At 75.9% G+C, this 19,748-nt stretch carries 15 protein-coding genes; 7 read left to right on the top strand and 8 right to left on the bottom strand.

Translation table 11 applies throughout. From position 1 onward, the window contains the following. Positions 1-32: 32 nt before the first annotated feature. Complete coding sequence (locus OF117_RS16415; RefSeq protein ID WP_263553916.1) at positions 33-2,942, bottom strand: ATP-binding protein; 2,910 nt, start codon at positions 2,940-2,942, stop codon at positions 33-35. Between the two features lie 179 nt (positions 2,943-3,121). Here OF117_RS16415 and OF117_RS16410 point away from each other — a divergent pair, with 179 nt between their 5' ends. From OF117_RS16410 to OF117_RS16400, 3 genes are all read left to right on the top strand, one after another. Beyond that, positions 3,122-4,153 carry a hypothetical protein gene (locus OF117_RS16410; protein WP_263553915.1) on the top strand — a complete coding sequence of 344 codons (1,032 nt, stop codon included), beginning with the start codon at positions 3,122-3,124 and terminating at the stop codon, positions 4,151-4,153. Positions 4,154-4,267: 114 nt separating this feature from the next. After that, complete coding sequence (locus tag OF117_RS16405; protein ID WP_263553914.1) at positions 4,268-5,131, top strand: MEDS domain-containing protein; 864 nt, start codon at positions 4,268-4,270, stop codon at positions 5,129-5,131. Next, complete coding sequence (locus OF117_RS16400; protein ID WP_263553913.1) at positions 5,128-6,075, top strand: sensor histidine kinase; 948 nt, start codon at positions 5,128-5,130, stop codon at positions 6,073-6,075. The genes OF117_RS16405 and OF117_RS16400 overlap by 4 nt, the downstream gene beginning before the upstream one ends. Before the next feature lie 21 nt (positions 6,076-6,096). Here OF117_RS16400 and OF117_RS16395 read toward each other — a convergent pair whose 3' ends face one another. The 3 genes from OF117_RS16395 to OF117_RS16385 form a co-directional block, all read right to left on the bottom strand. Further along, complete coding sequence (locus OF117_RS16395) at positions 6,097-6,537, bottom strand: hypothetical protein (RefSeq protein WP_263553912.1); 441 nt, start codon at positions 6,535-6,537, stop codon at positions 6,097-6,099. A gap of 143 nt (positions 6,538-6,680) precedes the next feature. Next, positions 6,681-7,061: a VOC family protein gene (locus OF117_RS16390; protein WP_263553911.1), complete on the bottom strand. Its 381-nt coding sequence runs from the start codon at positions 7,059-7,061 to the stop codon at positions 6,681-6,683. Between the two features lie 57 nt (positions 7,062-7,118). Then, a complete protein-coding gene (locus tag OF117_RS16385) occupies positions 7,119-8,117 on the bottom strand; it encodes a sigma-70 family RNA polymerase sigma factor (protein ID WP_263553910.1) in 999 nt (332 codons plus the stop codon). A gap of 238 nt (positions 8,118-8,355) precedes the next feature. On the opposite strand from OF117_RS16385, the gene OF117_RS16380 reads away from it, so the two are divergent. Continuing rightward, complete coding sequence (locus OF117_RS16380) at positions 8,356-9,756, top strand: FAD-binding oxidoreductase (protein WP_263553909.1); 1,401 nt, start codon at positions 8,356-8,358, stop codon at positions 9,754-9,756. On the opposite strand, the gene OF117_RS16375 is transcribed toward OF117_RS16380, so the two are convergent. Then, entirely contained in the window at positions 9,743-11,512 is a 1,770-nt protein-coding gene (locus OF117_RS16375; RefSeq protein WP_263553908.1) for a hypothetical protein, read from the bottom strand. The genes OF117_RS16380 and OF117_RS16375 overlap by 14 nt on opposite strands. 223 nt (positions 11,513-11,735) lie before the next feature. On the opposite strand from OF117_RS16375, the gene OF117_RS16370 reads away from it, so the two are divergent. Beyond that, entirely contained in the window at positions 11,736-12,977 is a 1,242-nt protein-coding gene (locus OF117_RS16370; protein ID WP_263553907.1) for a GNAT family N-acetyltransferase, read from the top strand. Between the two features lie 241 nt (positions 12,978-13,218). Here the strand turns inward: OF117_RS16370 and OF117_RS16365 are convergent, their stop codons facing one another. After that, positions 13,219-13,713 carry a ribose-5-phosphate isomerase gene (locus tag OF117_RS16365; protein WP_263553906.1) on the bottom strand — a complete coding sequence of 165 codons (495 nt, stop codon included), beginning with the start codon at positions 13,711-13,713 and terminating at the stop codon, positions 13,219-13,221. Between the two features lie 26 nt (positions 13,714-13,739). Here OF117_RS16365 and OF117_RS16360 point away from each other — a divergent pair, with 26 nt between their 5' ends. After that, the gene (locus tag OF117_RS16360) at positions 13,740-14,417 is read left to right on the top strand and encodes a DUF429 domain-containing protein (protein WP_263553905.1); all 678 of its coding nucleotides are present in this window, start codon (positions 13,740-13,742) and stop codon (positions 14,415-14,417) included. Between the two features lie 39 nt (positions 14,418-14,456). Here the strand turns inward: OF117_RS16360 and OF117_RS16355 are convergent, their stop codons facing one another. Both OF117_RS16355 and OF117_RS16350 read right to left on the bottom strand, forming a co-directional pair. Beyond that, positions 14,457-16,223 carry a glycoside hydrolase family 13 protein gene (locus tag OF117_RS16355; RefSeq protein WP_263553904.1) on the bottom strand — a complete coding sequence of 589 codons (1,767 nt, stop codon included), beginning with the start codon at positions 16,221-16,223 and terminating at the stop codon, positions 14,457-14,459. Then, positions 16,220-16,885, bottom strand: a complete 666-nt coding sequence (locus OF117_RS16350; RefSeq protein WP_263553903.1) for a DsbA family protein — start codon at positions 16,883-16,885, stop codon at positions 16,220-16,222. The genes OF117_RS16355 and OF117_RS16350 overlap by 4 nt, the downstream gene beginning before the upstream one ends. A 250-nt stretch (positions 16,886-17,135) precedes the next feature. On the opposite strand from OF117_RS16350, the gene pepN reads away from it, so the two are divergent. Beyond that, on the top strand, positions 17,136-19,688 hold the full coding sequence (pepN, locus tag OF117_RS16345; protein WP_263553902.1) for an aminopeptidase N: 2,553 nt from the start codon (positions 17,136-17,138) through the stop codon (positions 19,686-19,688). The last annotated feature ends 60 nt before the right edge of the window (positions 19,689-19,748 follow it).

Here is a 19,748-nt window from a genome sequence, read left to right as displayed (position 1 = left end):
CGCCACGGTGGCGCTGCCCCCTTGCCGGACGGTTACCGCGCGCTGACCGGACGCTGGTCGGCGGCGCGGGCCAGTGCGGCCAGCACCCCGGCCACCACCGCCGCCCTCCCGCCGACCGGCCGCCGCACGGCGGCGACGCCGTCGACATCGGCGGCGTCGGCGGCGTCGGCGTCGGCGTCGGCGTCGGCGAGGCGGTTCCGCAGCTCCGCCAGGCGCTCCCGATCGGGGCCCAGCACCGCGGGCGCGAGCGGGTCGGCGTCGGCCGCGTCGAGCACCGCGGCGGCCGGCCCCGGATCGTCGAGGGCCACCAGCAGCTCCGCGGTCAGCCGCAGGACCGTCCACAGCTGCGGCCACATGCCGAGGGCGCGCAGGTCGAGGATCGACCGCCGGCACGCGGCCAGGGCCTCGGCGTGCCGGCCGAGCCGGACCAGGACGGCGGCGCGGCCGACGCCGGCGACCTCGCGGTTGTAGGTGTGCCCGCGCTCCGCGCACAGGCGGTGCGCGCGCTCGAAGCGGGCCAGCGCGCCCTCCGGGTCGTCCGGGGCCATCAGTTCCGCGCGCGTGCAGTCGACGAACCCGTCCACGGCACCGACCCGGGTCAGGAGGTCCTCGTGCCGGGAGGTCCACCGCTCCGCGGCCGCTCGGTCACCGCTGAACGACTCGACGAGCGCCGTGCAGCAGACGGCGGTCGCCCGCACCCACTCCGGCGCCTCGTCCCGGGCCAGCAGCTCGGCCGTGTCCTCGGCGACCCCGGCGCGGTGCCCGGGGTACATGCGGTCCATGAGCCGGAAGAAGCGGGCGGCCCACTGCCACGGGTGCCCGCCCGCGAGGCCCTCCACCGCGGCGGTCAGCAGGTCCTCGGCCGGCACGGCGTCGCCCTGCGACCAGGCGGCCGCTCCCGCGGCGGTGCGGCACAGCGCCCCGGCCTCGCCGTCGACGGGGACGGCCTCCAGGCGCCGCAACCGGGCCAGGAGGTCGAGCGACGGGTCGTCGGACACGGCCAGGGCCACCGGGACCGCCAGGCGCCCGGCGTCCAGCCAGTTGCCGGCCTCCGCGTACCGGGCCAGCGCGTCGCGGAGGTTCGCCGACTCCCGGCGCAGGAGCGCGGTGGCGTGGGGCGACCGCTCGCACTGCCACCCGTGGACGACCCGGGCGTGCGCCTGCATCCACCGGCCGTGCGCGGCGCGCGCCTCGGCGGTGCCGTCCCGCCCGAGGTGGCCGAGGGCGACGCTGCGGACGGTGTCCAGCAACCGGTACCGGGGCGGGTCGACGGCGAGATCGGCCGCCACCGTCGAGCTCTCGACCAGCTCGGCCAGCAGGGCGACCGGGTTGCCGCCGTCCTGGGGAGCCAGGTGGGGGACGGCGTCCGGACCGAAGCCACCGGAGCAGACGGCCAGCCGGTCGAGGAGCGTGCGGGCCTCCGGCTCGAGCAGCCGGTAGGACCACTCGACGGTCGCACCCAGCGCGGTCGACCGGTCGGCGTCCCGGGCCGGGTCGAGCACGTGCAGCCCGGCCGCGAGGAGCTCGCGCAGCTGGTGCACGCCGAGGACCGCCTCGCGGCGGGCGGCGAGCTCCACGCCCAGCGGCAGGCCGTCGACCAGGCCGCAGACCTCGGCGACGACCCCGCGCACGCGGTCGGAGGCGACGAAGCCGTCCCGCAGGGCCGCGGCCCGGTCGCAGAACAGCTCCACCCGCTCGGCCGGGGCGAGCGGGGCCACCCGCACCACCCTCTCGCCCGGGACGCCCAGCCGCTGCCGGGAGGTCGCCACCACGCACAGGCGCGGGCAGCTGTCGAGCAGGCGCGTGGCGAGCCGGCCGGCCGCGGTCAGGAGGTGCTCGCAGGTGTCGAGGACCAGCACGGCGGGGTCGGCGGCCAGCCGGTCGGCCACCGCGGTCGCGGCTCCCTGCGGTGCCGCTCGCAGGCCCAGCGCGGCGGCCACCGCGGTGACGAGGTCCGCCGGTGCGCTGAGATCGCCGAGCGGGGCGAGGAAGGCCGGGCGGCCGTCGTCGTCCCGGTCCAGCAGTTCCTGCACCAGCCGGGTCTTGCCGACCCCACCCGGGCCGACGACGGTGACCAGGCCCGGCCCCGCCGTGGCCGCCCGCAGCCGGTCCAGCTCGGCCCGCCGGCCCACGAAGCGGTCGCGCGGGCCGAACCTCGGCCGCACGGGCGGGTCGGTCCGCGGCGGCGCCGGATCGGTGCTCAGGCCGGGGTCGCCGGCCAGGATCCGCTGCCGCAGCTCGACCAGCTGCGGGCCCGGGTCCAGGCCGGACTCCTCGGCGAGCCGGCGACGGTGGTCGTCGGCGACGCGCAGCGCCTCGGCGGTCCGGCCGTCCCGGTGCAGGCCGCGCATGAGCAGCAGGTGCAGCCGCTCGCGCGACGGGTCTTCCCGCACGGCGCGTTCCAGGTCCGGCAGGACCTCCGCGGCCGGTCCCGTTCCGAGGCGCAGCTCCAGCCACTCGGCGACGAGGTGCGCACGCCACTCCACGAGACGGGCCACGTCCGGCGCGAACGCGAGGTGGTCGGCCAGGTCGGACAGCGGCTCACCGCGCCAGGTGCCGAGCGCGTCGGCCAGCAGCGCCACCGCCGCGGCGGGGCGTCGCTCCGCCTCGAGCCGGGCGGCCGCCACGCAGCGCTCGACGCGGCCGACGTCCACGTCGTCGGGACGCGCGTGCAGCCGGTAGCCGCCCCCCTCGTGCGGGATGCGGCCGCGGCCGACCACCCGGCGGAGCCGGGAGACGTAGCTGTGCAGGTTCTGCGCCGCCCCGCTCGGCGGGTCGTCCGCCCAGAGCAGGTCGACCAGCTCGGCGACCGGCACCACGCGCCCGGGCGGGAGCGCCAGCCGGGCCAGCAGGAGCCGCTGGGTCCGCGGCAGCGGGACCACGCTGCCGTCGGCCCGGAGCTCGACCGGGCCCAGGAGCCCGACGTCGAGGCTCGCGGCCACGCGGCCATCGTGCCACGGTGCCGTCCACCGGAGCTCCGCCTCGACGGCGTCACCGGGCGTGCCGGGCCGGCGCCGCGCCGCGCGCGCCACGCTCGGTCCGGCGTCCGGTCGCGCGGCGGCGGAGCCGCGTCGAGCGCACCGTGGGAGTTCCCGCCGAGCCTCACCGTCGAGGAGCTCCGATGCGCCGTCCCGCCCGCACCACCGCCGGCCTGCTGGTCGTCCCCCCGTTGCTGCTGACCGGCGCGGTCGCCACCGCCGGCGACACCGGCACCGGCACCGGCACCGGCACCGGCACCGGCACCGGCACGACGCTGCCGGACACCTACGCGCTGCAGGGGGACGCCGACGGCTCCACCTTCGAGGGCATCGACGTGCACTGGTACGACAGCCTCTTCTACGTCACCGAGCGCACCGGCGGGGAGATCCACCGCGGCCTGGTCTGGGACCCGACCACCGAGGTGTGGCTGGACGAGCACGTCGCCCGGCGCGACGGGCGCACCACCGCCGTCGGCATCGCCACCGACTCCGCAGGCAGGGTGTACGTCGCGGGCGGGGACAACCGATCGGCGGCCGACCAGCCGCCGGACGCGCCCGACCTCTGGGTCTACGACCAGGACGGCGCGCTGCTCGCGGCGCTGCGCGTCGACGCCGCCGACGTCTTCCTCAACGACGTCGCGATCGGCCCGGACGGCGCCGCCTACGTCACCAACTCCCGGGTGCCGCAGGTCTTCCGCGTCAGCGAGGCGGACGGCGCGTGGCGGGCCGAGCTGTTCGTCGACGCCGGCACCGAGGCCGGCGGACCGATCGAGCAGACCGACGGCTTCGGCCTCAACGGCATCGAGGGAACGCCGGACGGCGAGGCGCTGGTCGTGGCCCAGAGCGATCCCGGCGTCCTGTGGCGCATCGACCTGGCGACCGCCGAGGTCACCCGGATCGACACCGGTGACGTCGACCTGTCCGGCAGCGACGGGCTCGTCGTCGAGGGCTCCACGCTGGTCGCCGTCCGGAACTTCCCGCGCACGGTGACGGTGCTCGAATGGGCCGACGACGGCCGTTCGGCCACGCTGGTCGAGGAGATCGCGACCGATCCCGAGCGCGTCCTCACCACCGGGTCCTTCGCCGACGACCGCCTGCTGCTGGTCGACAGCCAGTTCGAGGAGGACCCGCCGTCGCCGACGTCGGAGGTCGTGGTGCTCCGGCTCGGCGGCTGAACGCACCCCACCCGCGGTCTCCGCGCGGGCCCCGGCGGGGCCTGCGGGTCCGCACGGGCGGGCCGTCCCGGCTCGGGCCTGTCCACAGGACTCGGCAGCGCCTACGGTGGACGGGTGCGTGCCCAGGGACTGCTGAGCGAGCCCGGGGCCGTGCAGCCCGCCGACCACGTCTGCTGGACCTACGAGGACGTCGACTCCTTCGCGCCGGTGGCCCGGCAGTTCCTCGCCGGCGGCCTGGCCCGCGGGGAGCGTCTCCTGTGCGTCGGGGACGACGTCGTCGACCGCATCCGTCGAGGCGTCGAGCCGCTCGCCGACGTCGACGCCCTCCTGGACCGGGGCGCGCTCGAGCTGCTGCCGCTCGGCGACGCCTACGACTCCACGGCGGGCTTCGCCCCCGAGCAGCAGCTGACGTTCTACGAGGCGGCGACCCGCCGCGCCCGCGCCGATGGCCACCGCGGGATCCGCGTCGTCGCCGACGTCACCGCCCTGGCGGCCGACCCGGGGCGACGGGCGGACCTCCTCCGGTGGGAACACCTCGCCGACGACTTCATGGCCTCCGGCTCCGGGATGTCGGCGATGTGCGCGTACCGGAGCAGCGTGCTGGACGCCGGGGTCGTCGTGGACGCAGCATCGGTGCACCCCGTGGTCCACGCACCCGGTGGCGCGCCACCCTTCCGCGTCTTCTTCGACGACGGGCGGGTCGCCGTGGCCGGGGAGGTCGACGCGGTCGGCGCCGCCCGGTTGCGGCGGGTGCTCGCGACGTCCTGCGCGGACCGCTCGGCGGTGACCCTGGACCTCAGCCGTGTCGAGTTCGTCGACGTCGCCGGTTGCCGGCTCGTCGCGGAGTGGGCCCGGGGCCTGCGGGACCGCTCCGCGGAGCCCCGGCTGACGGGCACCTCGCCGCTCTTCCGGCGGATGTGGCGGCTGCTCCGCTTCGACGAACTGACCGGCGTCTCCCCGGAGGGGCGGCACGCATGACCGCGCACCTGCTCGAGGCCGCACCGGTCGGCGGTTTCTCCCACGAGGTCGTCTTCTACCGGGACGAGGACGACTTCCTCGCCCGGGTCCTGCCGTTCGTGCGCGAGGGGCTCGAGGGCGACGAAGAGGTCGTGGTCGCCGAGCCGGAGCCGCGGTTGGACCTGCTCCGCGACGCCCTGGCCGACGACGCCCGGGCGGTGACGCTGCTCGACATGGCCGACATCGGCGCCAACCCGGCCCGGATCATCGCCGTGTGGGAGGCCGCGGTCGACGAGCACATCGGTGCGGGCCGCGGCCTGCGGGGTGTGGGCGAGCCGGCCTACGTCGGACGCAGCGACGTCGAGCTCGCCGAGTGCCAGCTGCACGAGGTGCTGCTCAACCCGGCCTTCTCCTCCGGCCCCGGTTGGCGGCTGCTGTGCCCGTACGACGAGCAGCTGCCCCCCGCCGTGCGGGCCGGTGCCCTGACCTCCCACCCGGTGCGGCTGACGCCGACCGGGGGGCTGTCCAGCGACGCCCACGACCCGGCCGCCCACGTCGGCGCCTTCGCCGCGCTCCTGCCCGCGCCGCCGGGCACGGCGCTGCGCAGCCGCTACCGGGACGGCGACGTCCCCGCCGTCCGGCGGGCGGTCGCGGGCTTCGCGACGGGCTGCGGGCTCTCCCGCGAGCGGATGGAGGACCTGGAGCTGGCCGCCTCCGAGCTCGCGACGAACAGCATCCGCCACGGTGGCGGGTCGGGCAGCCTCGTCATGTGGGCCGAGCCCGGTGCCGCGGTCGTGGAGTTCACCGACGGGGGCCGGGTCGCCGATCCGCTGACCGGACGCCGCCGGCCGTCGCTGGACCAGATCGGGGGCCGCGGCCTGTACCTGGTCAACCAGCTCACCGACCTGGTGCAGCTGCGCTCCGGCCCCGACGGGACGACGGTCCGCCTCACCACCTGGCGCTAGCCGGGGTCTGCCGGCGGGCGGTCAGGCGATCGGTGCCGTCGCGAGCGGTGCCGGCGTGCCCGACCGCGCCAGGGAGGCCGGCGAGGCGGACGCCGGGCGGCCCGCGCGGGCGGCCTTCCGCACCGCCCAGCCGGTCACCGCCGACGCCGCGCGCCGCCAGGCCGGGGTCCGCAGCCGGTGCTCGACGGCGGCGAGCCGCAGCTCCAGCTCGTGCATGCGCCCGGCCGACGCGTCCGCGCCGGCCCCGGGCCGGGCGAGCTCGGTCAGCCCCTCCCCGATGCCGCTGACCAGGCGGGCCGCCTCGTCCGGCGACAGCCGGGCCGTCCCGATGCAGCTGTCGTCGCGCCAGAGGCTGAGCACCAGCAGCCCGGCCTCGGCGTGCGCCGAGATGCGGACGGCCCGGCCGTCGCCGCGCACGTCCCAGATCCACCGCCCGCGCCGGGGCATCCGCACCGCCGTCATCGCCCCAGGCTCACCGCCACGTCCGCGCGGGTCAAGCCGGCGCGGAACGGGCTCACCCCAGGTCCGGCGCTGCCGGCAGGTCCGGACCGGCGGCGCCGGCTGGGTCCTGCCCGCGGTGGAGCGGGCGACGCCGTACGGCTGGGTCAGCCTTCGAGCACCGAGAGGATGTTGCCCGCCGGGTCGGTGAACCACGCGATCGGTGGCCCCTCCGGACCGCGGGCGATGCCCTTCTCGTCCTGGTCGAAGCCGTCGTACCGCTGGAAGCGGACGCCGCGGGCGGTGAGCTCGTCGACGGCCTTCTCGACGTCGGGCACCGGGAAGTTCAGCACGGTGAACGTCGCCGGCGCGTAGTCGGGCTTGGGGTAGACGAGCACATCGGTGCCGCCGCCCAGGTGCAGGGTCAGCAGCCCGCCCATCCCGGTGTCGACCTCGACCCGCAGGCCGAGGGTCTCGCCGTAGAACTGGCGGGCGGCGTCGACGTCCGGTACGGCGAAACCGCTGAAGGCAGGACTGTCGGTGAGCACGGTGGGCTCCTCTCCGTTCGGTGGTCCTGCAGGTCCGACCGGGCGGGGGCCCCGGACTCATCGGCCGGCGGCGGGCTCCGGGGTCGCCGGCAGGCCGAGCCGGGCGAAGAGCTGGTTGTCGAACTCCAGGAAGCTGGAGATGTGCCCGACCCGGCCGGCGTCGACCTCCAGGACGTGCAGCGCCCACGGTTCGAAGCCCCCGTCGGCGCGGGGCCGCCACTGGGCGACCGCCGGCGAGCCGTTGGCCGTGGTGGCCACCACCCGCGAACCGCGGCAGCCCGCCCCCGGCCCGAGCATCCAGGCGCCGATGTCGCCGGCACCGCGCAGCCACATCTCGAACGGCGGCATGTGCTGCGTGGCGTCGTCGCGGAGCAGCCGGACGAAGGCGTCGATGTCGTAGCGCTCGAAGGCGTCGACGTAGCGGGCCAGCAGGTCGGCGGTGTCGTCGTCGAGCGGCCGCGGCTCGGGCCGGCCGCCGGCGTCGGCGAGCGTCGCCCGGGCGCGCTGCAGCGCGCTGTTCACCGCGGCGACGGTCGTGTCGAGCAGCGAGGCGACCTCCTCCGCCCGCCACCGGAGCACCTCGCGCAGCAGCAGGACCGCCCGCTGCTTGGGCGGCAGCAGCTGCAGCGCGCTGACGAAGGCCAGCCGGATCGACTCCCGCAGCACCGCCCGCTCCGCGGGGTCGCCGTCCTCGGGCAGCACCTGCCGGTCGAGCACCGGCTCGACCCAGGCCGTGCCCGGGCGCCGGCCGGCCAGCGACGACTCGACCGGCGGGGAGGGGGTGCCCGAGAGGTCCATCGGCAGCGCCCGGCGCTGCCGGCCGGAGAGCGCGTCGAGGCAGACGTTGGTGGCGATCCGGTACAGCCACGACCGCAGCGCCGAGCGGCCCTCGAAGCCGCCGATCGAGCGCCAGGCCCGGACCATCGTCTCCTGCACCGCGTCCTCGGCGTCGAAGGCCGAGCCGAGCATCCGGTAGCAGTAGCCGGTCAGCTCCCGCCGGTGCTCGAGCAGCCGCGGGTCGAGCTGGTCGGCCCGACCGATCGCGAGTGTGGTCACCGTGTTCCGTCCCTCCGGTCGACGTCGGGCGACAGCACACCACAGGGCACCGACAGGACGGGACCCCTTTCCCGGGCCCGGCGGCGACCGGACGGGGTGCACGGGATCGACACCGGGCGGTCACCGGCACGCCCGGTGGCGCGGCCGCAAGGGCCGGCGGGCCTGCCCTCCGCGGCCGCACCCGAGGACCCTCGGACCGTCCCGCGCCGCGGGGCCGCGACCGCCGACGGAGGTGCCCATGGCCGCTCCGACGCTGCACCGGGACATCGAGGGCTTCCGCGGCGAGGTGCTGCGGCCGGGCGACGCCGGCTACGACGACGCCCGCCGGATCTTCAACGGCATGGTCGACCGCTCCCCCGCCGTGATCGCCCGGTGCACCGGGACCGACGACGTGGTCGCGGCCGTGCGGCACGCCGTCGCCGCCGGGATGCCGCTGGCGGTGCACGGCGGCGGGCACGGCGTCGTCGGCCACGCCGTCTGCGAGGGCGGGCTGATGCTCGACCTGCGCCCGATGAACCGCGTCGAGGTGCGGGTCTCCGACCGCACGGTGAGCTGCGGCGGCGGCACGAACTGGGGCCAGTTCGACGCCGCCACGCAGGAGCACGGGCTGGCCGTCACCGGCGGCCGCGTGCCGTCGACCGGGGTGGCCGGCCTGACCCTCGGCAGCGGCAGCGGGTGGCTCGAGCGGAAGCTCGGCTTCACCTGCGACAGCCTGCTGGCCGCCGAGGTGGTCACCGCGGCCGGGGAGGTGGTCACCGCCGGCACCGACGGGGACGAGGAGCTGCTCTGGGGCCTGCGCGGTGGCGGGGGCAACTTCGGCGTGGTCACCCGCTTAGACTTCCGCGCCCACCCGGTGGAGCCGCTGCTCCACGCCGGCCTGCTGCTGTACCCGCACGAGGCGGCCGCCGAGGTGATCGGGCACTTCCGCGACTTCATGGCCGGAGCACCCGACGAGGTCGGTGGCGCCGCGACGCTGATCACCGCACCCGCGGCGCCGTTCGTGCCCGAAGCGGCACGCGGCCGCCCGGCGGTGGGCATGGTCGTCCTCTACGTCGGCGACCCCGATGAGGGCGCGCGCGTCCTCCGCCCGCTGGTCGAGTTCGGGCCGCCGGCCGTCGCGATGGTGCAGCCGATGCCGTACTCCGCACTGCAGCGGCTGCTCGAGGCCGGCAACCCGCCGGGCCTGCGCAACTGGTGGACGGCGGACTTCCTCACCGGGCTGCCCGACGAGCTGGTGGACGTCCTCGCCGAGCACACGGCGCGGGTGCCCTCGCCGACCACCCAGGTCGCGATCATCGCCGGCGGCGGGGCACCGGCCCGCGTGCCGGACGAGGCGACAGCGCTCGGCACGCGCACGGCTCCCTGGAACGTGCACTTCCTCAGCATCTGGGCCGACGCCGACGACGACGAGCGCAACATCGCCTGGACCCGCGCCCTCTCCGCGGCGGCGAAGCCCTGGGCCACGGGCGGTGCCTACCTCAACTTCATCGGCGACGAGGGGCACGACCGGGTCCGCGCCGCCTTCGGCCCGGAGAAGTACGCGCGGCTGGTGGCGCTCAAGGACCGCTACGACCCGGACAACGTGTTCTGCCTGAACCAGAACGTCCCGCCGTCCCGGTCGGTCGCTACTGGTAGGTGACCAGCTGCGGGAGCGGCGCCACCTGCTCCACCGTCTGCTGCGGGGTGAGCACCGGCCGGTCCTCGTCGTAGAAGTTCTTCCAGCCCCAGGCGATGCCCTCCGGACCGATCCCGCGCAGCGTCCGCCAGGTCTCCTGCTTGGCCGGCTGCGTCCCCTGGCCGTCGACGTGCACCACCAGCGCGAGCTCGTCGCGGGAGGTGTCCAGCCGGTCCCGCCCGGGGATCATCCGCACCTGGAACTGGTGCAGCACCAGCAGCTTCTGCGGCAGCCGGTTCCCACGCGTCAGGTCGGCCAGCCAGGTGACCACCCGGTTGACCTCGTCGATGCCGACCGACCCGATCTGCCTCAGGTGCACCTGGTCCGGCCCGAGCCGCCACTCGGGGTCCAGCGCCAGGCCCACGTGCGGCAGCTCGAGCAGCGGGCGGTACCGCTCCGCCTGGGTGACGAAGTCCGTGCGACCCGGCTGCAGGTCCAGGACGACGTAGAGCCCGGCCTCCCCGGCCCCCTCCACCCAGGGCCGGAGCGCCTCGACCTCGGACTCGGCGGAGTAGTCGCCGTCGGGCCCGGCGGCGGCGGAGGCGACGGTCGCGATGATCTCGAAGGCGGGGACGACGGTGGCGTCGACCAGCGGCTCGTAGTCCGCGGCGTGCGCGCGGGCCCGCTCGATGCTGGCCGGCAGGTCCTGCTCCCCGAGCACGCCCAGCGCGCCGCTGCCCGGCGTCCCGTACAGGGCGACGAGGAAGGACGCGGGGAAGAGCAGCTGCCCGCCGGCGGGCAGCTGGGTGCCGGTGACCGCGGTGGCCAGCTTCCAGTCCAGCCCGTCCTCGGCGGCGAAGCCGGCACCCAGGACGACGACCGACTCCGGCGGGTCCTCGCCCATGGCGGCGACCACGTCCGGGACGCCGCGGGGGTCGGTCGCGCCGCCGGTGACCTGGACGCGCGCGCCGGCCGCGCGGGCCGTGGCCACGCCGGCCACCGTCTCGGCCCCGCCGGTGGCGAGCAGGAGCGTGCCGGCCCGCGGCTCGGTGCGGGTCACCCCGGGGAGCACCCGCGCCTCCCCGGTGCCGTCCCCGGATGCGGGCGCGCCGGCCCCCGCCGGGCGCAGCGCCACCGGGTCGTCGGCGTCGAGCGCGGCGACGGCGGCCGCCGCCCCGCCGTCCGGAACCTCCACCACGTCGGCCCAGTCCAGGCCGGTCGCGGCGGCGACCGCGCCGGGGTCGGCCGGGACGGCGACCTCCTCCGGTCCCTCACCGTCCCGGGCGCCGGACGTGGACGGTGTCCCGTCCGGCGCCGCGGCCCCGGAGACGCCGTCCTCCGCAGCGCCGTCCGCCGGAGCACCGCCCGCCGGAGCGTCGCCCTTCGCCCCGCCCACCGCGAGCACCGTCGTCGTCCCGAGCCGGTCCAGCTCCTCGGCCAGCGCGGCGGCCGGCGTCCCGTCACCGGGTTCGAGGAGCAGGGGCACGCCGAGCCCGGCCGCGGCCGACGCGCCGAGCAGGACGCCGGCCGCGTCGCCGTCCCGGGCGACGACGGCCACCTCGGCGCGGGCGAACAGCGCCCGGCTCGCCGACGCCGCCGCCTCGACCGCTCCCGGGTCGGCCACCACGGTCAGCGGCTCGCCGGGAGGCGCGGTGCGCACCTCGGCCGGGACGGCGGCGTCCCCGGACGTGCCCGCGGCGACCTCCGCGGAGGGCGCGGACGTGCAGCCGGCCAGGAGCAGCACGGCGCTCAGCACCACCGGCAGCGCGCTCGTGCGCACGCGTCCTCCGTCCCCCGGCGCGGATCGGCGGCGGCCGCCCCGGCGGCCCGAGGGTAGGAGCGCCGGTCGTCGACGCGGTCGCGGCGACGCCGAACGGACACCGGATCGTCCGGGTGGACGGGTCCGTCGACCGGTGTCGGCCACCATGAGTGCGCGCCCGATCACCCCGCGTTTCCTGGCTGGAGGTTAGCGCCGTGTCGGCCCCAGCCGGTAGACACCAGACGTGGCCGATCTCGCCTCCGCCCTGCGCCCGGTGACCGAAGAGGAGTGGCCGGCCTTCGCCCGCGCGCTCTTCGCCGCCTTCGCCGAGGAGCCCCCCGGGACCTTCGCCGAGACGCCGCCGGCGGTCGCCGAGCTCGACCGCTCCCTCGGCTTGTTCGAGAACGGTCGGGTGGCCGCCACGTCCGGGATCTACTCACGCGTGCTCACCGTGCCGGGCGCGCTCGTGCCGTGCGCGGGCGTCACCTGGGTGACCGTCGCGCCGACGCACCGCCGCCGCGGCGTGCTGACCGCGGTCATGCGCCGCCAGCTCGACGGGCTGCACGAGCAGCAGCGCGAACCGGTGGCCGCGCTGTGGGCGTCCGAGGCGTCGATCTACGGCCGGTTCGGCTACGCACCCGCGGCGGAGCGGAGCGGGCTGACCGGCGGCACCGAGCGGCTGCGTCTGCGACCCGGCGCTCCCGCGGGCACCGGCCGGGTCGACGTCGTCGACCTCGACGCCTACCGGGGCGCCGCCGTCGGCCTGCACGACCGCGTGCGCCGGGCCGTCCCCGGCAACCTCGACCGCGACGGCCGGTGGTGGGACCGGCAGCTGGAGGACGACCCCGCGCGCCGGCACGGCGCCAGTGCCCGGCGGTACCTGCTGCACACCGAGGCCGACGGCGCCGTCACCGGTTACGCCGCCTACCGGGTGAAGGGCGGGTGGTCGGACGCCGGCGAGCCCGACGCCACGCTCACCGTCGAGGAGGTCCGGGCGTCGACCCCGGCGGGGTACGCGGCGCTGTGGCGCTTCCTGCTGTCGGTCGACCTGGTGCGCACGGTGCGCTACCGCAGCGGCCCGGTCGACGACCCGCTGCGGCACCTGGTCGCCGATCCGCGCGCGCTGCACGTCGCTCCGGTCGACACGCTGTGGGTGCGGCTGGTCGACGTCGACCGGGCGCTGGCCGCGCGGCGCTACCCGACGCCGATCGACCTGGTGCTCGAGGTCCGCGACGATTTCTGCCACTGGAACGCCGGCCGGTGGCGGCTGTCCGGGCACCCGGCCGGTGGATACTGCGGCCGTACCGACCGCGATCCCGACCTGGTGCTCGGTGTGGAGGACCTGGCGGCCGCGTACCTGGGGGGCGTCTCGCTGGCCACCCTGCAGGGCGCCGGGCGGGTGACCGAGGTCAGCCCCGGCGCGGTGACCCTGGCGTCGACGGCGTTCGGCTGGCCCGTGCCGCCGTGGTGCCCCGACGACTTCTAGAAGGACCCCGCTGCCCCCACTCCTCGCTGGCGCTCGGCGCGGGCCCCTCGGCAGGGCCGTTCCATCAGCTCACCACGGGGCCCGGCCCGAGCGTGCGAGGGTCGGGGGGGAGCGGGTGCTTTCTCTCGCTGGCGCTCGGCGCGGGACCCTCAGCAGGGCCGCTCCATCAGCTCACCGCGCAGGACCCTCGGCAGGGCCGTTCCATCAGCTCACCCGAGGGCCCCTCAGCGGGAGCGGTGGATCAGCTCACCGGCTCGGGGCGGGTCGGCAGCCCACCCGCGGGCCGGTGCCGGTCGCGCTCGTAGTCGGTGATCAGTCCGATGCGCCGCGCGTGCCGCTCGTCGCCGCTGAACGGCGTGTCCAGGAAGCGCAGCACCAGCTCGGCGGCCTCGTCCCGGCCGTGCTGGCGGGCACCGATCGCGACCACGTTGGCGTCGTTGTGGGCGCGGGCGAGCTCCGCGGTGTCGTGGTTCCAGGCCAGCGCGGCCCGGACGCCGGGCACCTTGTTGGCAGCGATCTGCTCACCGTTGCCCGAGCCGCCGAGCACCACGCCCAGCGTGCCCGGCTCGGCGACCACCCGCTCCCCCACCGCGAAGCAGAACGGCGGGTAGTCGTCCCCGGCGTCGTACTCGGCCGCCCCGCAGTCGACCGGCTCGTGCCCGGCCCCGGCCAGCACCGTCTTCAGGTGCTCCTTGAGTTCGAAGGCGGCGTGGTCGCAGCCGAGGAAGACGCGCATGACGCGGAGTCTGTCAGGCTCCTCCGGTGGCGGTGCTGGGCGTGGACGGATGGCGCGGCGCGTGGGTCGGCGCGCTCCTCGACGGCCGCCGGGTCACCCTGCTCGCGCTGCTCGACGCGGCCGCCGTCCTGGCGGTGCCCGGCGTCGACGTCGTCGGCGTCGACATGCCGATCGGCCTCCCCGAGGACGGCCCCCGCCGCTGCGACGACGTGGCGCGGTTCCTGCTGCGCGGCTCCGGTGCCGCCCGGTCGGTCTTCCCCACCCCGGTCCGTGCGGTGCTCGCCGCCGGTGACTACGCCGAGGCGCGGGCGCTCTCCCGCGCGGTGACCTCGCCGCCGCGGGCGCCGTCGGCGCAGGCGTTCCACCTGGTCGCGGCCATCCGGGCGCTCGACGACGCGCTGGGCGACCCGCCCTGCGACCGGGTGCACGAGGTGCACCCCGAACTGTCGTTCCGGGCCCTCGACCCCGCCGTCCGCGACCGCAAGGGCACAGCTCGCGGATCGATGCAGCGACTGCACGCACTGCGCCCGGTGATGGACGTCGAGGACGCCCTGGCCGGAGCGCCGCGGGGCGTGCCGCTGGTCGACGCGCTGGACGCCTGCGCCGCGGCTTGGTCGGCCCGGCGGATCGCCGACGGCACCGCGACGGCGGTCGGGGGCGACGACCGCGACACCCGCGGCCGCCGGATGCGCATCACCTGGTGAAGCCGAGCGGAGTGAACGGTGACGGGTACCGCGCCCGTCCTACTCCGCTCGGGGGCGGAGGACGCGGGCCTCCCAGGGGCGCAGGACCGCGCCGTCGCCGATGCCGCCGCTGTCGTCCCCGTCGCCGCCGTCGTCGTCGACCGTCAGGTTGCCCAGCACCAGGTCGGCGTCCACCGCCTCGGGCAGCAGCTCGGCCAGCGGGTACGGCTTCCCGCTCACGTTGCACACCACCACCAGCGCGTCGTCGCCGAGCGTGCGTCGGAACGCGTACACGTGCTCGTGGTCGGGCAGCAGCATCTCGAAGTGGCCCAGCGCCACCACGGCGCTCTCGTGCCGCAGCGCGATCAGCCGCCGGTAGTGCGCGAGGACCGAGCCGGGGTCGTCGCGCTGCGCGTCGGCGTTCCACTCGGCGGCGTCCGGGTTGACCGGCAGCCACGGCCTGCCCGTGGTGAAGCCGGCGGACGGCGACCCGTCCCACTGCACCGGCGTGCGGGCGTTGTCGCGGCTCATCTTGCGCAGCCCGGCCAGGACGTCGTCCGGATCCTCGCCGTGCGCCACGGCCTGCGCGTAGTGGTTGACCGACTCGACGTCCAGGAACTCCTCGATGTCCGTGAAGGGGTAGTTCGCCATGCCGAGCTCCTCGCCCTGGTAGACGTAGGGCGTGCCGCGGTGCAGGTGCAGCAGCGTGGCCAGGCAGGTGGCGGAGTCCCGCCGGTGCTCCGGCGAGTCGTCACCGAAGCGGGAGACCGCGCGCGGCTGGTCGTGGTTGTCCCAGTAGAGGGAGTTCCAGCCGGTGTCGGCGAGCCCGGCCTGCCAGCGGCCGAAGGAGGCCTTGAGGTCGCGCAGGTCCAGCGGCGTCGGCCGGTACTTGCTGCCCTCGAAGTCGAGCTGCACGTGCTCGAACTGGAAGACCATGTCGACCTCGCGGCGGGCCGGATCGGTGAACAGCAGCGCGTCCTCGACGGTCGCACCGGGCGTCTCGCCGACCAGCAGCAGCTGCTCGGAGTGACCGGCGAACACCTCGCGGTGCATCTCCTGCAGGAACTCGTGGATGCGCGGGCCGCAGATGTAGGACGCCGACCCGTCGCCGTAGGGCAGCCCGGGCAACGGAGGCCCGTCGTGCAGGGCGCCGTCCGGTCCGACGTCCTTGCTGATCATGTTGATGACGTCCATGCGGAAGCCGTCGACCCCGCGGTCGAGCCACCACCGCATCATGTCGTAGACCGCCCGCCGGACCCGCGGGTTCTCCCAGTTCAGGTCGGGCTGCTTGCGGTCGAACAGGTGCAGGTAGTACTCGCCGGTGGCCTCGTCGAGCTGCCAGGCCGACCCGGAGAAGATCGAGTGCCAGTTGGTCGGCTCGGCGCCGGGCGCGCCCGGCGCCATGCCCGCTCGCGGCGGCCGCCACCAGTACCAGTCCCGCTTGGCGGACGTCCGGCTCGCTCGGCTGTCCTGGAACCACGGGTGCTCGTCGCTGGTGTGGTTGACCACCAGGTCCATGACCAGCTTCATGCCGTGCGCGTGCAGCGCCGCGATCAGCTCGTCGAGCTGCTCGAGGGAGCCGAACAGCGGGTCGACGTCGCGGTAGTCGCTGATGTCGTACCCGTTGTCGGCCTGCGGGGAGGGGTACACCGGGGACAGCCAGAGGACGTCGACGCCCAGGTCGGCCAGGTGGTCCAGCCGCCGCAGGACGCCGCCGAGGTCACCGACGCCGTCGTCGTCGGAGTCCTGGAACGAGCGCGGGTACACCTGGTAGACCACCGCGCTGGTCCACCAGGGCGCCTCCCCGCGCGGGCGGGCCCGCGTCACCGGCGGTCGGTGAGTTCCAGCGCGTCGGCCGGCACCGAGTCGAGGTCCGGACCGGACAGCCGGGTCCGCTTGAGCTCCCAGAAGTCCGGCAGGCCCGCCAGCAGGACGGCGCCGTCGAAGGCCCGGCCGGCCGCCTCACCGGTCGGGACCCGGCTGATGACCGGCCCGAAGAAGGCGACGCCGTCGATGTGCATGACCGGCGTGCCGACCTCGTCACCGACGGGGTCCATGCCTTCGCGGTGGCTCTTCTCCAGCGCCTGGTCGTACTCGTCGGTCTGCGCGGCGCCGGCGAGCTCGGCCGGCAGGCCGACCCGCTCGAGCGCGGGCGCGACGACGTCGGCGAGCTCCAGGCCCTCGTGGTGCCGCAGCGTGCCCATCGCCGTGTAGAGGTCGCCGAGCACCTCGTCGCCGAAGCGCTGCTGCGCGGCGATCGCGACGCGCACCGGTCCGAGGGCCTGGCGCATCAGCTCCTGGTAGTCCTCGGGGAGGTCCCGGCCGCGGTTCAGCACGCTCAGGCTCATCACGTGCCAGCGCAGGTCGATGTCGCGCACCTTGGCCGCCTCCAGCACCCACCGGCTGGTCAGCCACGCCCAGGGGCAGGCCGGGTCGAACCAGAAGTCCACCTGGGCACGCACCGGGGCGCTCTGCACGGCCTGGCTCATCGTCGCGTCTCCTCCGTCGGTCGATCGGTGGCCGCGCGGGACGAGTGCCCGCGCTCCTCACCGGGGGGCAAGGACGGCGCCCGGCGCCTTTGTTCCCGCTCCCGTCCTGTGCGGTCCCCGTACCCGCTCGGGTGACCGGTCACCCACCCGACCGCCGGTCGCCCTGATCGGTCGCCGCGCGGCTCCGTCCGGTCCGGCGTGTCGGCCGGTCCGGCACGGCGTGTCGCACCCGCATGGGAAGCTGCCGTCCGTGGCCGTCCCCAACCTGACCCGCACCGATGCCGCCGCCCGGGCCGAACTGCTCGCCGTGCGCGGCTACGACATCCGGCTCGACCTCACCGACGGCGCCGGTCACCCCGGGGAACGCACGTTCCGCTCCGTCACGACCATCGACTTCGACTGCCGCCGGCCCGGGGCCGGCACCTTCGTCGACCTGGTCGCCGAGCGGCTGCACTCGGCGACGCTGAACGGCACCGAGCTGGACGTGGCCACCTGGACGGAGGAGGGCGGGCTGCCGCTGCCCGACCTGGCCGGCCGCAACACGCTCGTGGTCGCCGCCGACTGCCGGTACTCGAACACCGGCGAGGGCCTGCACCGCTTCGTCGACCCCGAGGACGACCAGGTCTACCTCTACACCCAGTTCGAGCCGGCCGACGCCAAGCGCATGTTCGCCTGCTTCGACCAACCCGACCTCAAGGCGGTCTTCACCCTGCACGTCACCGCGCCCTTCGAGTGGCAGGTCGTCTCGAACACCGGCGACCGCGCCATCGAGGCCGGTGAGGGCGGCTCGCAGCTGGTGCGCTTCGCGCCCACCAAGCGGATCTCGACCTACCTGGTCGCGCTGGTCGCCGGCCCCTACGCGAGGGTGACCGACCTGCACGAGGGCATCCCCCTCGGCCTCTACTGCCGGGCGTCGCTGGCCGAGCACCTCGACGCCGACGAGCTGTTCCGGGTCACCAAGCAGGGCTTCGACTTCTACCACCTGGTGTTCGACTACCCGTACCCGTTCGACAAGTACGACCAGCTGTTCGTCCCCGAGTTCAACGCGGGCGCCATGGAGAACGCGGGGGCGGTGACCTTCCTGGAGGACTACGTCTTCCGCTCGAAGGAGAGCCGCGCCAAGTACGAGCGGCGCGCGGAGACGGTGCTGCACGAGCTCGGCCACATGTGGTTCGGCGACCTGGTCACCATGCGCTGGTGGGACGACCTGTGGCTCAACGAGTCGTTCGCCACCTACATCAGCACGCTGTGCCAGGCGGAGGCGACCGAGTACACGACGGCCTGGACCACCTTCGCCAACACCGAGAAGGCGTGGGCGTACGCGCAGGACCAGCTGCCCTCGACCCACCCCATCGCCGCCGACATCCCCGACGTGGCCGCCGTCGAGGTCAACTTCGACGGCATCACCTATGCGAAGGGCGCCTCGGTGCTCAAGCAGCTGGTCGCCTACGTCGGGCGGGAGCAGTTCCTCGCCGGCGTGCGGCGCTACTTCCGCACGCACGAGTACGCCAACACGACCCTCGCCGACCTGCTGGGGCCGTTGTCGGAGAGCTCCGGACGCGACCTCTCCGAGTGGGCCGACCAGTGGCTGCGCACCAGCCAGGTCAACACCCTGCGTCCGGTCCACGAGCTCACCGACGACGGCCGGTACGCCCGCTTCGCGATCGAGCAGACCGCGGTGGCCGAGCACCCGGTGCTGCGCAACCACCGGCTGGCGGTCGGCCTCTACAGCGAAGGGCCCGACGGGTTGACCCGCACGACGCGGGTGGAGACCGACGTCGCCGGCGCCCGCACCGAGGTGCCGGAGCTGGTCGGCCACCCCGCGGCCGACCTCGTGCTGGTCAACGACGACGACCTCACCTACGCCAAGCTGCGGCTCGACGACCGGTCCCTGACCACGCTGCGCGCGAGCATCGGCACCATGCCCGAGCCGCTGCCGCGGGCGCTGTGCTGGTCCGCGGCCTGGGACATGACCCGCGACGCCGAGCTGCCGGCCCGCGAGTGGGTGGAGCTGGTGCTGGCCGGCATCGGCGCCGAGACCGAGAGCAGCGTCGTCCAGTCGCTGCTGACGCGGGTGCAGGGCGCGCTGACCTCCTACGCCGACCCGGCGTGGGCACCGACCGGGTGGCGCCGGCTGGCCGACGCGGCCCTGGCCGCCCTGGAGGCCGCCGACCCGGGCAGCGACCAGCAGCTCATCTGGTCGCGCACCTTCGCCGCCGCTGCCCGCACCGACGAGCACGCCGCGGTGCTGCGCGGGTTGCTCGACGGGTCCCGCGGCGTCGACGGCCTGACCGTCGACGCCGACGCGCGCTGGGCGTTCCTGCACGGCCTGGTCGCCATCGGCGGGGCAGGCATCGCGGAGATCGAGGCGGAGGCCGCCCGCGACGCGACGGCCACCGGCGCCCGGAAGGCCGCGACCGCCCGGGCGCTGCGCCCGACGTCGGAGTCGAAGAAGGAGACCTGGCAGCGGGTCTTCCACGACGGCGAGGTGCCCAACGCGGTGCACGAGGCGCTTCTGCAAGGCTTCTGGCACCCCGCGCAGGCCGAGCTGACCGCCGGCTACGTCGACCGGTACTTCGAGGAGATCCGGCCGCTGTGGGACACCCGCCCCGGGGAGATCGCGAAGAACGCCGTCCGGTACCTGTTCCCGCCGGTCATCGAGCCGCGCACCATCGCCGCCGCCGACACCTGGCTCACCGACCCCGAGCAGCCGGCGCCGCTGCGCCGGCTGGTGTTCGAGGGGCGCGACGGCGTCGCGCGAGCGCTGCGCGCCCGCGAGCGGGACGCCGCCGCGCATACCTGAGCCCCGGCCCCGTCGTGGGCGGCCCCGTCCAGAGGCTCGCCGCGGCCCCGTCCCGGGTCC

It is taken from the genome of Geodermatophilus sp. YIM 151500 (assembly GCF_025716945.1).
Lineage (GTDB): Bacteria > Actinomycetota > Actinomycetes > Mycobacteriales > Geodermatophilaceae > YIM-151500.
Note: the sequence above shows the minus strand (reverse complement) of the source record. Positions and strands in the feature narration are given on the sequence as shown.